We start from the raw sequence: 12,244 nt of genomic DNA, 5'->3' as shown, positions 1-12,244 counted from the left end.
GACCGGAGTTCCAGTTATCTATCGCCCCTATTTTTGTCCTAGTGTCTACTCCTATGAGTGATGTTCTTGAATTGGCTTCCGTCAGCGTTGTCCGAGGTACCAAGACCCTGCTGGACAAGGTTGACTGGCAGGTCAATGAAGGCGAACGCTGGGTCATCCTCGGTCCCAACGGTGCCGGAAAGACCACTCTGCTCCAGATCGCCGCAGCCCGGATGCATCCCACCAGCGGGAAGGCCGGGATCCTGGACGAGACGCTAGGCCGGGTGGACGTGTTCGAGCTCCGTCCGCGGATCGGCCTTTCCTCGGCGGCCCTGGCTACCCAGATCCCGGAACAGGAAAACGTGTTGAACGTCGTGGTCACCGCAGCCTACGGTGTGACCGGCCGCTGGCGTGAGGGATACGAGCGCGACGACGAGCGCCGGGCCTTCGGCCTTCTCAACGAATGGGGCATGGGTCCGCTGCTGAACCGCTCCTTCTCCTCGCTTTCCGAAGGCGAGCGCAAGCGCGTGCAGATCGCCCGGGCCCTCATGACCGACCCGGAGCTGCTCCTCCTCGACGAGCCGGCCGCCGGCCTGGACCTCGGCGGACGCGAAGAGCTCGTCCACAAACTCGGTGAACTCGCCCGTGACGAGGACGCCCCCGCCATGGTCCTCGTGACGCACCACCTTGAAGAAGTTCCTCCGGGATTCACCCACGCCATGCTGCTTCGCGACGGCGGGGTGGTTGCCGCAGGACCCATCGAGGAAGTCCTGACCGCGGAACACCTCAGCAACACCTTCGGCCTGCCCCTGGATGTGACCGAAAACTCCGGCCGCTACACGGCCACCGCCCGCCGCTAGGCCGGGGCAGCGAGAAGCAGTGGAGATCCTTAGCGGCATCCTGATCTTTTTCGCGGGTTTGTGGGCCGGAACCATCAACAGCGTTGTCGGCTCCGGCACCCTGGTGACGTTCCCGGTCCTCATCGCCCTGGGCTACGCGCCCGTCACGGCGACCATCAGCAACGCCATGGGGCTTGTGGCCGGCAACGTGACAGGGGCCTGGGGCTACCGACACGAACTCAGGGGCAGGGGCCGGCAACTGCTCAGGCTCTTGCCGGCGTCGCTGCTTGGCGGCATCACGGGTGCTTGGCTGCTGCTGCACCTTCCGGAAAAGGTCTTCTACTACGCCGCTCCCGTCCTGATCGTGGTCGCGCTGCTCATGGTGCTCTTCCAGCCGAAACTCCAACGGTGGGTCCAGGACCGGGCCGGCAACCCGGAGCACGCCATCCACGACAAGCGGCACACCGTGATCCTGGTGGTGTTGGTGTACCTCGCGGGGGTCTATGGCGGTTATTTCGTGGCGGCCCAGGGCATCCTGCTGGTCGGCATTCTGGGTGTCTTCATGACCGGCACCATCCAGAACGCCAACGCGATGAAGAACATCCTGGTGCTGGCCGTCAACGTAGTGGCAGCCTGCTCCTACCTCTTGTTTGCCTTTGGCCGGATCGAATGGCCGGTGGTGGCAGTCATCGCGGTCAGTTCGTTGATCGGCGGTCTGGTGGGCTCCAAAGTGGGACGGCGTTTGAAGCCCCTCGCGCTGCGCATCGTGATCTTCGCGCTCGGCATCGTGGCACTCGGCTTCATGATCGCCAACTTGCTGAAATAGGAACCCCCCGTGACTTTTCACTATCTCGAAACGGCAGACGACCCGCGCGTTGCCGACTACACACAACTGACGGATGTCCATCTCCGCAAGCTCCGCGAGCCCGCGGAGGGCATGTACATCGCAGAGTCGTCACGGGTCCTGCGACGCGCCCTCGCGGCCGGGCACCAACCCCGTTCCTTCTTCCTGGCGGAGAAATGGTTGGAAGACCTCGACGACGTCTTCCAACAGTTCCCGGAGGTCCCGGTCTACATCGGCAAAGCTTCGCTGCTTGAGGAAATCACCGGATTCCACCTGCACCGCGGTGCCATGGCAGCCATGCACCGGCCCGCACCGGTGCCCCTCGAGGAACTTCTCGCCGATTGCGTTCGTGCACGAGGGCGATCAAGGATCGCAGTGCTTGAGGACCTTACCGACCATACAAATGTCGGAGCCGTGTTCAGGTCAGCCGCGGCCATCGGCGTCGACGCCGTGCTGGTGTCACCTCAGTGTGCCGATCCGTTGTACCGGCGCTCGATCAGGGTCAGCATGGGCACAGTTTTTCAGGTGCCGTGGACAAGGGTCGACCCGTGGCCAGCTAGCATCGAACAGCTGAAAGAGGCGGGCTACTTCGTGGCAGGCATGTCCCTGGGGGAGGGAGCCATCACTCTGGATGAGTTGGTGGCCCAGGATCATCAAAACCTGGTGCTGGTTTTCGGAACCGAAGGCGACGGGCTGAAGCCCGAGACAGATCAACTACTTAATGCCCGCGTGACGATTCCGATGATGAACGGCGTCGACTCGCTGAACGTTGCTGCGTCGTCGGCTGTCGCCTTCTACGCGACGAGGTAACGAATGGCACGAAGGAAGATCTGAGACGGGTCAGGGTGCCCAGACATGCATCTGCTGCACGTCGATGCTGTCCATACCGAGCCGTGCGAGGCTCGCCTCGGTGCACTCGCGGAGATAGCCCTTGGGGAAGGCCTTCGAGACCGGCGTATCGGCCGCCGCGGGCCATTGCCTGTTCTTCGGCGAGGCCTTGGTCGCGACGACCACCGGCTCCTGCCGATCGGTGAGCACCTTCCCGATCAGCTGCTCGCTGTGTCCGTCGCCATATCCCATGGCAGCCCTGACGCGTCCTGACCGGGTCATTCGCTTGCTCGAGTCATCGCCGCAGGGGATCGTCTTTGCGCCGTGCCGCCTGCTTCAGCTCGGCGATCCGCAGCCGAAGGAAAACAATGACGAGGACCCGGGCGTACACCGCCAGCCCAGCCAGCACGAACGTGACGATCGCGTACAGAACCCCAATAACACTGACGGCTGGACTTAAATTCACTGGTTCCCCCCAATAAGCGTTAGCCCTAGGCTACGCGGGCGGGAACAGTTATCAGATCAGGTGGACGCCGCCCTCTGGCGTCACGTCGCTGTCACAGATCGGGCGCGGGCGGTGTCTTCATGTCGTAGACCCAGAACAGACCCGCAGGAGGAGTCATGACCAGCAGGATCCCGGCCGCAGAGATCACCGGTTTCTACGGCGCACTCATCAAGAAGTTCAGCGCGAAGATGTTTGGCAAAGTCCCGAAATCGCTGGGGGTCATGTGGCACAACCAGCCCGTTCTCAAGGCATCCATGGGCTTCGGACAGAAGCTGCAGAAGTGGAACAGCTGTGACGGGTCGCTGAAGTCCTATGCGCACATGGCCGTGGCCTCACTCATCGGTTGTACGTGGTGCCTGGACTACAACTACTTCATGGCCCACAACCACGGCCTCGACCTGGAAAAGGCACAGCAGATCCCGCGCTGGCGTGATTCCGGGGTCTTCACGCCCCTGGAGCGGGACGTGCTGGAATATGCCGAAGCGATGAGTACGACCCCCGTAACGGTCACTGACGAGCTCGCTGCCCGGCTGCTGGAGCAGCTCGGCTCACCGGGCCTGGTTGAGCTGACCAGCGTTATCGGCTTTGCCAACCTCACGACCCGCGGCAACGTCGCCCTGGGCATTGAGTCCGAGGGTTTCGCGGATGCCTGTGGCTTGAAGCCGCTCGCGGCACGAAGCGGCGCGCGGTAGCGTGGCGGGCATGAGCAGCTCCGGCGCCGCCGACAGCTTGGACCTTTTCGTCACTCATCGCAGCCTGCTCTTCACCGTCGCCTACGAAATGCTCGGCTCCGCCGCCGATGCCGAGGACGTGGTGCAGGAGGCCTGGCTGCGGTGGTCTGACCTGGGCGCCGGAGCCCGCGCGGAGGTGCGTGACCCGCGGGCCTATTTCGTCCGTATCGTCACCCGCCAGGCGCTCAACCGCCTCCGCACGCTGTCACGACGGCGGGAGGATTACGTCGGGGAATGGCTGCCCGAGCCCCTGCTCACCGTGCCGGATGTCGCCGAGGACGTGGAACTGGCCGAAAGCGTCTCGATCGCCATGCTCACGGTTCTCGAATCCCTCACCCCTGTGGAGCGGGCGGTCTTCGTACTACGGGAGGTTTTCGACGTGCCCTACGAGGAGATTGCCGAGGCCGTGGGTAAGTCAGCGGCCGCCGTGCGCCAGATCGTCAGCCGTGCGCGCTCTCATGTGGCCGCCCGCCGCCCCCGCATGCGCGTGGACCGCAGCGAGCAGCAGGAAGTCGTCGAACGGTTCCTGGCGGCGGTCACCACCGGGGATGTGCAGGGCTTGATGGATGTGTTGGCGCCGGACGTCGTACTCATCGCCGACGGCGGCGGCCTCGCGCAGGCGGTTCGGGTGCCGGTGTACGGTGCGAAGAAGGTGACAAATCTGCTGCGGTCCTTCCCAGAGGCCGCGCTCAACCCGAAAATCGCTCTGCTTTGGCTCAACGGCGGCCTCGGCATCCGGATCGACGACGAAGCAGGCGGTCCGTCGCTTATCAGCCTGGTGGTGGAGGACGGCAGGATCGCGCGGATCTTCGCCATGCGTAACCCGGACAAGCTGGGCCACTTGGAGGAGGAGACCCAGTTGGTGCGCTAGCCGCTCCGACCCTCCATTGCGATCTCGGCGCAAGTCGGCGTGGCCTCGTACAGCTGAAGTGGGATCCACCGCTCCACATGCGGACTTCTGAGACAAAGTGCAGCATGATTCTTTGGCTGTGGTCTGCTGTCTCTTCGCCAACTCGAGCCCGCGATTCCGACCCGTCGAACACTAGACGGGCGAGCCAAGCAACAGCCGGCGCTCTGCCCCGGTCGGGCACGCCTGCGGCGCGAAGGGTCTGAGCGTCGTTATCCGGCTCATCCGATAGGTGGACCAGGCAAAACCGAATCGGCGCACAATCTAGTCCCCGAGGATGACGTTTCCGTCGACGCCGCAAAATAAAGTGAAAGACGGCTATCACCTTTGGCGTTGCTGATTCCAAGTCAATCAGAGGTTAGGGGACAACTTGATGAATGCACTGAAGAAGTTGCTCACGGGAACCGCGGCAGCGGCAGCTTCCGCAGACTTCTCCATGTCGATCCCGGACGGGTACGTCGCAGAACTCACCAACGACGGCGGCGTGCAGCTCCGCAACCAGTCCGCCCGCATCGTGATTCCATTCATCAGTGCCCCATGGGCAACTCGACTCCAACGGCAAGAAGCTCCCGACGTCGTATACCGTCAACGGGCCCAAAATCATCCAGCACGTCAACACCAACGGTGCTGCCTATCCAATCGTCGCGGATCCCTCGATCCAGTGGATTCCATACCCGGTCGTCGCCATGTACGGCTGGGAGGCTGACACCATCCGCAACATCGGAAACGTCTGGCAGTCCAGCTCAGGGCTTCTCCTATGGGGTTGCTACGGATTCGGGATTTGGAATCCTGGAGCCGGGGCCATACCCGTGCCAGCCCGCGACTGCGCATAACGCACGAGGAGAAACATGCTTGTTCCGGTACATCTATAGTGCTGTATTCGTCTTCGCAATGTTCTGGGCGATCTTTCTCGAAGACCTCCCTGTCTTCGGGCGGCTCGTCTTCCCGCTCTTTGTGCTCATTCCTCTGATACTCAACGAAATACAGATCCAGAAGACGCGGAAGCTGAAAGCAGAACTCCGCTCACGCGAGGCAGAGTCCCTGCCGAACGACGTCCACCACGACTACAGGGAAGCAAACTAGCCAGGACACTTGCAGGCACTCCTGACAGGCGCGGCCAATGAGGAGACCGCCCCCGTGGCTGACCTCGGTTCGTTTGGCCCTGCGGTTTCCGCTATGATTGGTTGTTGGCCCGACCGCTGAAATTTGCAAATGGAAGCAACGGACCACCTCCATTCATACCTGGCAACTGGCAAAATCCAGCTGCGTGAACAAAGGTCCCATTATGAAGTCTGATATCCACCCGAAGTACGAAGCTGTTGTATTCAACGACCTGGCTTCCGGCGTCAAGTTCCTGACCAAGTCCACCGTGTCTTCTTCCAAGACCATCGAGTGGGAAGACGGCAACACCTACCCGGTCATCGACGTCGAAATCTCCTCGGAGTCCCACCCGTTCTACACGGGCAAGCAGCGCATTATGGACTCTGCAGGCCGCGTCGAGCGCTTCAACGCTCGCTTCAAGGGCTTCGGCGGCAAGAAGTAATCAACTTCACCTCCAAGCTTCTGTGAAAGCCCGCACCCGCCGTATCTTCGGTGGCTGCGGGCTTTTGCGTTTTCCGGCAGGATGGAAGCCATGACTTCCAGCATGGCTTTCGAGCAACCCGATCCCCTGCTCCACGGCGAATACAAGGTCCCCGGCGGAAAGCTCGTGGTGGTCGACCTCGACGTCGTGGATGGGCAGTTCGCGCACGTCTCGCTCAGCGGAGACTTCTTCCTGGAACCGGACGAGGCCCTGCAGGACATTAACCGGGCGCTCACGGGCCTTCCGGAAAGTTCGACGCCGGCAGAGATTTCCGCTGCCGTCTCCGCCGCATTGCCCGCGGACGCTGTCCTGTTCGGCTTCTCTGCCGACGCCGTCGCCGTCGCTGTCCGCAGGGCGCTGTCCAAGGCGAGCGGGTGGGCGGACCACCAGTGGGAGGTCATCCCGCCGTCGGTCCTTCCCACCCACCTCAATGTAGCGCTGGACGAGGTCCTCACCGAACAGGTCGGGGCCGGGCTACGCAAGCCCACCCTGCGCTTCTGGGACTGGGAAGAGCCGTCGGTGGTAATCGGCAGCTTCCAGTCTTACCGCAACGAGGTGGATCCCGACGGCGTTGCCCGCCACGGCATCACGGTTGTCCGCCGCATCAGCGGCGGGGGAGCGATGTTCATGGAAGCGGGGAACTGCATCACCTATTCGCTCTATGTGCCACAGAGCCTCGTCGATGGCATCAGCTTCGCCGACTCCTACGCGTTCCTGGACGCGTGGGTCATGGCTGCCCTGGAAAAACTGGGCATTACCGCGTTCTACGTCCCGCTCAATGACATCGCCACCGAGCAGGGAAAGATCGGCGGTGCCGCACAAAAGCGCCTCGCCAACGGCGGCATGCTGCACCATGTCACCATGAGCTACGACATCGACGCCGACAAGATGGTGGAGGTTCTGCGCATCGGCAAGGAAAAGCTTTCCGACAAAGGCACCCGCAGCGCAAAGAAGCGCGTGGATCCACTCCGTCGGCAAACCGGCCTGGCGCGGACGGACATCATCAAAGCCATGCAGGAAGTCTTCACCGAGCGCTACGGCGCCACGGAGTCCCGCATCACCGACGCTGAATTGGCGATAGCCCGGGAGCGGGTGCAGTCAAAGTTCGGTACTGAAGAATGGCTGCACCGTGTCCCTTAACTGCACCGTGTTCCTCAACTGCGGGTGTTCCCTCGTTAACCGGCCCGGTACGCGTCCACTGCCTGTTCCAGGACCGGACCGTAGAGCGGCCATGAATCGGCGGGAGCCGCCACGATGAGGACGCTGATGCCCTTACTCCCCGCTACGAGGCAAGCCATTTCCCGGTATTGGTTGTTGCCGACGCGGGTCACGTAGCTGTCCTCGACACAGGATCCCGTACCGCCAAGGAAAGCCATTCCGGATCGCTCGGCGATTTTGGTGGGCGACGAGGAGTTCTCGTCCGCCAAGTGATCGATCCTGAAGGTGCTCCAATTGTCCAGCGACTCGCTGCCCTGCCGGGGCGTGGCGTTGAAGTAGATCCGAAGTTCACCCGTTGGGGACGAGACAGCCGCGGACACGCTGCCCGGGTCGCTTTCCGCAGGACTCGCATCGGCAGGGACCGAAAGGACCCCGGTGCCATCCGGGAGGTCCATGGTTCTCCAGCCTGCCGGGGCCGGTGCCGCCGTGAACCACCCGAACGGCGCTTCCGCAGACTGCTCGGGGCGGGAACCCGGGCTTTGACCAGCGGAACTGCAAGCTGCGACGGCGATTATCGCAGCAGCCGTGCCCAAGGAGAGCCCGGCGGACAGTGCCGGTTTATTGCGAGGCGGCGTGCTAGCGGTTTCCATCGCCGTCGTCCGGTCCGCCGTTATCGTCGCCGTCGCGGTCGCCGCCATTGGGGTGCTGCGGGGTCGGCGGCGCCATGTGCGGTGGCGCCGGTACCGGCGGCGGAACGACGGCTGGCGCTGCGGGTGGAACCGTGGCTGGAACGACGGCGGGTGGGGCAGCAGGCGGCGCGACCGGCGTCGCCGTCGGCGCGGGTGACGGTGTGCTTGGGGCGGGCGTTGTACTCGCCGGCGGCCTTGCGGGCGCCGGAGCGGCAGGTTGTCCGCCGAAGCAGCCCCCGAGCAAAAGGCTGGCACCCAGCGCCGCGACGGCAAGCACGGGGCGAGGAATCTTCATGGTGACCGTCCTCAAGAAAGGCCCATGCGGAGCGCCGGGCTTTGCAACTAAAGACGATGCCGGCGATCCCCTTGGTTCAAGGCCAGCAGTCCACCCCGGGATCGCCGGCTCCTGCGTCAGCCCCGCTCGAGCGCCACAGCTTCCCGTTGCGGGGCACCGGCGGCTTGGGCCGCCAGGGCGCGGAACAAATGGCTTCGCTGCTCAATGACGATGCGTCGGAGCGCCCGCGGGGCTGACGTGTGGGTGCCTAGCCAATCGTCCGTGCGTCGAAGCACCGGATGATCTGCCGGCGCCATGCCGGCCTGCAGATCCTGGGCCGAGGGGAACAGCCCCCGGACAATCCGGCCCGCGATCTCGATGCTCCGGGACTGCCATATGTCTTCCAGGCAGTCGAAGTACGGTTCGGTGAAGCCGTCCAGGAGCCCGGACGGGGCAAGGGAGAAGCCTGCGATTGTCGCGCCCAGAATCTCGTTGGAGAGCCCGGTGTCGTTGACTGCGGCATTCCATGCGGCCGTCTTGACGTCGGCATCGGGACGGGCAGCCGCGGCCAGTGCATGGCCTTCGCGTCCGGAGGCGGTGTGGTCCAGGGCGAGTTCGGCATCCAATTCCGGGAGCGTGGCCGCTCCGTTCGCTGCCAATGCCTGCCACAGGCTCCACCGGAGATCCGCGTCCACCGCCAGCCCGTCCACTACGACGTTGCCGGAGAGAATGCCGCGGAAGAATTCGACGTAGGCGCCATCATGCCGCGACAAGTCTGCCAAGGTCCTGGCCCACGCGAGTTGCTGGTCCGAACCCGGCTCGGAGCTTCGCAACCGCATCGCGCTGGCAGCCATCAGGCCCTCCCGGACCTCATCGCGCTGCGGAGCCGGTACGTAGCGCTCGACGGCGGTCACCGCGTTGCCGAGAACGTTGAGGAGGACGCCGATTCCTGGCTCGGCGGGCGCGAAGCGTTCGACGGCGGCGACGTACAGTGCCGCCGGGGTCACGGCGTCGCGAGCTGAATCCCATAAGGCTGTCCAGCACAATGCCCGGGCCATCGGATCGCTGATCCGGTCCAGGGAGGAACGTACTGTTGCTTCGGACCCCGCATCCAGGCGGACCTTCGCATAGCTGAGGTCGTCGTCGTTGACGAGAAGGAGGGCCGGGCGCTGCTTGCCGGCGAGTCCGCCCACGGTAGTGTCGGCGCCGTCGAGGTCGAGCTCGATGCCCTCGGTTCGGAACAACTGTCCGCCGTCGTCAAAGTTGTAAAGACCTATCCTGAGCCTATGCGGCCGGTGCTCCTGCTTGCCGGTGATGGGGTCCACGGAGTCCTGGCGCAGGGTGACCGCCGCCATGGCATCGCCGCTCCCGGAGATCTCGGCCGCAATGGTGGAGATCCCCGAGGTCTGCAGCCACTGTCGGGCCCAGGTTCCAAGGTCCCGGCCCGATGCCGTGCCCAGGGCTTCCAGGAGGTCGGTCAGCGAGGTGTTGCCGTATTCGTGATCCCTGAAGTAGCGTCGCGAGCCGGCAATGAACGCCTCGAACCCGACGTAGGCCACCAATTGCTTGAGGACGGAAGCGCCCTTTGCGTAGGTAATGCCATCGAAGTTCTGCTTGGCGGCTTCCAGGTCGGGAATGTCCGCCACGATGGGGTGGGTCGTGGGCAGCTGGTCCTGCACATAGGCCCAGGACTTGCGCTTGTTCGCAAAATTCACCCAGGCGGTGTCCCAGTCCGTGGCCTTGTCCACGCCGAGGGTGCCCATGTAGTCGGCGAAGGATTCCTTGAGCCAGAGGTCGTCCCACCAGGTCATGGTCACGAGGTCTCCGAACCACATGTGGGCCATCTCGTGCATGAGGGTGTTGGCGCGGGCTTGGTACTGGGCATCGGTGGCCCGTGAGGTGAAGACGTACTTCTCCGTGAAGGTGACCAAGCCGGGATTTTCCATCGCACCGAGGTTGTACTCCGGCACGAACGCCTGATCGTACTTGCCCCACGGGTAGGGGTAGTCGAAGAGATCGTTGAAGAAGTCCAGGCCGTTCTTCGTCAGCCGGAAAAGCTCCGCGGCGTCGAAGGACTCCTGCATGGATGCGCGGCAATAGAGCGCCAGCGGAACCTCAAGGCTGGTGCCGTCGTCGAGCGTCTTGCTCCAGCGGTCAGTAGCGCGGAAATAGGGACCGGCGAGGACGGTGGTGATATAGGTGGACATCCGCTTGGTGGTGGCGAAGTCCCAGCGGCTCGTAGCCGGGTCGCTGGTCAGTTGCGTCCGGGCAAGCTCTGCGCCGTTGGAAGCCACCTGCCAAGCGGAAGGCGCCATGACGTGGAAGGTGAATTCGGCCTTCAGGTCCGGCTGCTCGAAGTTCGCGAACACGCGGCGGGCATCCGCCGGTTCGTATTGCGTATAGAGGTAGCACTGCCCGTCGGCCGGATCGACGAAGCGGTGCATGCCCTCGCCGGATCGGCTGTAAAGGGCGGTTCCGGTGACCGTGACCTGATTTTCGGCCTGGAGATTGTTGAGGTGGATCCTGTCGCCGTCCACCACCTCGGCGACGTCGAGTCCTTTTCCATTGAGGAAGACGCTGTGCACGCCGCCGTGGATGAAATCCAGGAACGTGGAGGAACCAGGCTCCGCGGAGAAGTCAATGATGCTGCGGCTGGTGTACCCCGGCACGCCGGAATCTGCGGCTTCGCGGACGTCAAGGGAGACATCGTAGCTGTGGGTGCTGATCAGGGCTGAACGGGTGGCGGCTTCAGCGCGCGCCAAGTTGTGATTCGACACCCAGCTATCTAATCATGAGGAAGACTGCGCCCAGGCCCAAGATGGCGATAAGGAACCAGGAGCCAAGCGCGACTAGCGCGGCGCGGCCACCCGTGTGCAACAGCGTGCGGACGCGGACCGCCGAACCCAGCCCGAACAAGGCCGAGGCGAGCAGGATGTCTTGGAGCCCTCCTGCGGCGTCCAGCACGCCAGGACCGAGCCAGCCAACGGAACGGACGGCCACCATCGCGATGAACCCGAGCACGAAGAGAGGGACGATCGGCGGAAACTTACCGCCGTCGTCGTTCGCCTCCGTACCGTTGCGCGACTTCCGCCGCATGGACCATCGTTGCGCAAGGCCCGCCCCGGCCACGATGGGGGCCAGCAGGACCACCCTGGTCAGTTTCACGACGACGGCGAGCGCCAGCGCCACCGGACCGGCAGTCTGTGCAGTCGCGACTACCTGGCCGACGTCGTGCACGGAAGCCCCGGTCCAGGCGCCGAATTGTTCCGGGCTCAGGCCCAAGGGGTGCATGAGCAGGGGCAGGACGCCGATCGCGAGCGTGCCGCAAAGGGTCACCAGGGCAACCGGCAGGACGGTGTCCTGGTGTTTGATGCGGCGTACCGCGGCCATGGCTCCGATCGCGGAGGCACCGCAGATGGAGAAGCCGGTGGCTATCAGCAGGGCGCCCTCGCGGGGAAGCTTTACCAAGCGGGCCAGCCCATAGGTGCCCGCGAAACTGAGGAGCACGACGGCGGCAATCAGGACGAGAGCGAACCAGCCAAGGTCGAGGACATCGACAACGCTGACCTTCAGGCCCAACAGCACGATGCCCGCCCGCATGTGGTGCTTGCCGGCGAAGTCGAGGCCCGGGCGGGCGCGTCCGGCAGCCCAAGCCGCGGTGCCCGGTATATTTGCAGCTAACAAACCCAGCGCTACAGCGGCTGTCATGGCAGGGATGGGGGGAAGCAGGGCATGGACAATGAAGGCAAGTCCAGTGGCTGCCACTGCCATGACGATCCCGGCTCCCAATCGGGAGACCGGGGCCGGGAAACGATTGGAGTGCATTCGTCAACCTTGATGCATGCAGGCGCTGAAATGCGAACCGGGTTCACGCTTGGTGTCGCAACATGCAGAACGCGAAATGCGTT

The 12,244-nt window shown here is 63.8% G+C and carries 16 protein-coding genes; 9 read left to right on the top strand and 7 right to left on the bottom strand.

Annotation, left to right across the window (positions count from 1 at the left end; translation table 11 throughout):
* Positions 1-53: 53 nt before the first annotated feature.
* Genes QRN51_RS00430 through QRN51_RS00420 form a run of 3 tightly spaced genes read left to right on the top strand, consistent with a single transcriptional unit; the run spans position 54 to position 2,472 of the window.
* Positions 54-839, top strand: a complete 786-nt coding sequence (locus QRN51_RS00430; RefSeq protein ID WP_059389255.1) for an ABC transporter ATP-binding protein — start codon at positions 54-56, stop codon at positions 837-839.
* 19 nt (positions 840-858) lie between these two features.
* Positions 859-1,644, top strand: a complete 786-nt coding sequence (locus tag QRN51_RS00425) for a sulfite exporter TauE/SafE family protein (protein ID WP_284988200.1) — start codon at positions 859-861, stop codon at positions 1,642-1,644.
* 9 nt (positions 1,645-1,653) lie between these two features.
* Positions 1,654-2,472, top strand: coding sequence for a TrmH family RNA methyltransferase (locus QRN51_RS00420; protein WP_284988199.1), 819 nt, complete (start codon positions 1,654-1,656; stop codon positions 2,470-2,472).
* A 30-nt stretch (positions 2,473-2,502) separates the two neighbouring features.
* Here QRN51_RS00420 and QRN51_RS00415 read toward each other — a convergent pair whose 3' ends face one another.
* A complete protein-coding gene (locus QRN51_RS00415; protein ID WP_284988198.1) occupies positions 2,503-2,772 on the bottom strand; it encodes an aldo/keto reductase in 270 nt (89 codons plus the stop codon).
* 13 nt (positions 2,773-2,785) lie between these two features.
* Positions 2,786-2,956, bottom strand: coding sequence for a hypothetical protein (locus QRN51_RS00410; protein ID WP_284988197.1), 171 nt, complete (start codon positions 2,954-2,956; stop codon positions 2,786-2,788).
* A 155-nt stretch (positions 2,957-3,111) separates the two neighbouring features.
* Between QRN51_RS00410 and QRN51_RS00405 the strand changes: the two genes are divergently transcribed.
* Both QRN51_RS00405 and QRN51_RS00400 read left to right on the top strand, forming a co-directional pair.
* Positions 3,112-3,687 (top strand): carboxymuconolactone decarboxylase family protein, encoded by a 576-nt coding sequence (locus QRN51_RS00405; protein WP_284988196.1) that lies wholly within the window; start codon positions 3,112-3,114, stop codon positions 3,685-3,687.
* A 10-nt stretch (positions 3,688-3,697) separates the two neighbouring features.
* Positions 3,698-4,597, top strand: a complete 900-nt coding sequence (locus QRN51_RS00400) for an RNA polymerase sigma-70 factor (protein ID WP_284988195.1) — start codon at positions 3,698-3,700, stop codon at positions 4,595-4,597.
* 387 nt (positions 4,598-4,984) lie between these two features.
* Here the strand turns inward: QRN51_RS00400 and QRN51_RS00395 are convergent, their stop codons facing one another.
* Positions 4,985-5,161 carry a hypothetical protein gene (locus tag QRN51_RS00395; protein ID WP_284988194.1) on the bottom strand — a complete coding sequence of 59 codons (177 nt, stop codon included), beginning with the start codon at positions 5,159-5,161 and terminating at the stop codon, positions 4,985-4,987.
* Positions 5,162-5,163: 2 nt separating this feature from the next.
* On the opposite strand from QRN51_RS00395, the gene QRN51_RS00390 reads away from it, so the two are divergent.
* The 4 genes from QRN51_RS00390 (at position 5,164) to lplAB (ending at position 7,355) form a co-directional block, all read left to right on the top strand.
* On the top strand, positions 5,164-5,466 hold the full coding sequence (locus QRN51_RS00390) for a hypothetical protein (protein ID WP_284988193.1): 303 nt from the start codon (positions 5,164-5,166) through the stop codon (positions 5,464-5,466).
* A 19-nt stretch (positions 5,467-5,485) separates the two neighbouring features.
* Entirely contained in the window at positions 5,486-5,716 is a 231-nt protein-coding gene (locus tag QRN51_RS00385) for a hypothetical protein (protein WP_284988192.1), read from the top strand.
* Between the two features lie 202 nt (positions 5,717-5,918).
* Positions 5,919-6,176, top strand: a complete 258-nt coding sequence (locus QRN51_RS00380; RefSeq protein ID WP_009358283.1) for a type B 50S ribosomal protein L31 — start codon at positions 5,919-5,921, stop codon at positions 6,174-6,176.
* A gap of 81 nt (positions 6,177-6,257) precedes the next feature.
* A complete protein-coding gene (gene lplAB, locus QRN51_RS00375) occupies positions 6,258-7,355 on the top strand; it encodes a lipoate-protein ligase LplAB (protein ID WP_370872639.1) in 1,098 nt (365 codons plus the stop codon).
* 35 nt (positions 7,356-7,390) lie between these two features.
* Here the strand turns inward: lplAB and QRN51_RS00370 are convergent, their stop codons facing one another.
* The 4 genes from QRN51_RS00370 to QRN51_RS00355 all read right to left on the bottom strand — a co-directional run bounded on the left by QRN51_RS00370 (position 7,391) and on the right by QRN51_RS00355 (position 12,161).
* Positions 7,391-8,023, bottom strand: coding sequence for a hypothetical protein (locus QRN51_RS00370; RefSeq protein WP_148667616.1), 633 nt, complete (start codon positions 8,021-8,023; stop codon positions 7,391-7,393).
* Positions 8,010-8,357, bottom strand: coding sequence for a hypothetical protein (locus QRN51_RS00365; RefSeq protein ID WP_284988190.1), 348 nt, complete (start codon positions 8,355-8,357; stop codon positions 8,010-8,012). Before QRN51_RS00365 ends, QRN51_RS00370 begins: the two co-directional genes overlap by 14 nt.
* 116 nt (positions 8,358-8,473) lie before the next feature.
* Entirely contained in the window at positions 8,474-11,113 is a 2,640-nt protein-coding gene (gene pepN / locus QRN51_RS00360; RefSeq protein ID WP_284988189.1) for an aminopeptidase N, read from the bottom strand.
* Between the two features lie 4 nt (positions 11,114-11,117).
* Positions 11,118-12,161: a YeiH family protein gene (locus QRN51_RS00355; RefSeq protein ID WP_284988188.1), complete on the bottom strand. Its 1,044-nt coding sequence runs from the start codon at positions 12,159-12,161 to the stop codon at positions 11,118-11,120.
* Positions 12,162-12,244: the final 83 nt, after the last annotated feature.

The sequence above is a fragment of the Arthrobacter sp. efr-133-TYG-120 genome, from assembly GCF_030209785.1.
Classification (GTDB): domain Bacteria; phylum Actinomycetota; class Actinomycetes; order Actinomycetales; family Micrococcaceae; genus Arthrobacter.
The sequence above is the reverse complement of the archived record's forward strand: the minus strand, read 5'-3'. Positions and strand labels throughout refer to the sequence as shown.

What these genes read in the sequence shown, in the direction of transcription:
- QRN51_RS00365 (WP_284988190.1), bottom strand. Translation starts at nt 8,357, where the DNA reads ATGAAGATTCCTCGCCCCGTGCTTGCCGTCGCGGCGCTGGGTGCCAGC.
- QRN51_RS00415 (WP_284988198.1), bottom strand. Translation starts at nt 2,772, where the DNA reads ATGACCCGGTCAGGACGCGTCAGGGCTGCCATGGGATATGGCGACGGA.
- QRN51_RS00400 (WP_284988195.1), top strand. Translation starts at nt 3,698, where the DNA reads ATGAGCAGCTCCGGCGCCGCCGACAGCTTGGACCTTTTCGTCACTCAT.
- QRN51_RS00380 (WP_009358283.1), top strand. Translation starts at nt 5,919, where the DNA reads ATGAAGTCTGATATCCACCCGAAGTACGAAGCTGTTGTATTCAACGAC.
- QRN51_RS00355 (WP_284988188.1), bottom strand. Translation starts at nt 12,161, where the DNA reads ATGCACTCCAATCGTTTCCCGGCCCCGGTCTCCCGATTGGGAGCCGGG.
- QRN51_RS00370 (WP_148667616.1), bottom strand. Translation starts at nt 8,023, where the DNA reads ATGGAAACCGCTAGCACGCCGCCTCGCAATAAACCGGCACTGTCCGCC.
- QRN51_RS00395 (WP_284988194.1), bottom strand. Translation starts at nt 5,161, where the DNA reads ATGAATGGAATCACGATGCGGGCGGACTGGTTGCGGAGCTGCACGCCG.
- QRN51_RS00405 (WP_284988196.1), top strand. Translation starts at nt 3,112, where the DNA reads ATGACCAGCAGGATCCCGGCCGCAGAGATCACCGGTTTCTACGGCGCA.
- QRN51_RS00430 (WP_059389255.1), top strand. Translation starts at nt 54, where the DNA reads ATGAGTGATGTTCTTGAATTGGCTTCCGTCAGCGTTGTCCGAGGTACC.
- lplAB (WP_370872639.1), top strand. Translation starts at nt 6,258, where the DNA reads ATGGAAGCCATGACTTCCAGCATGGCTTTCGAGCAACCCGATCCCCTG.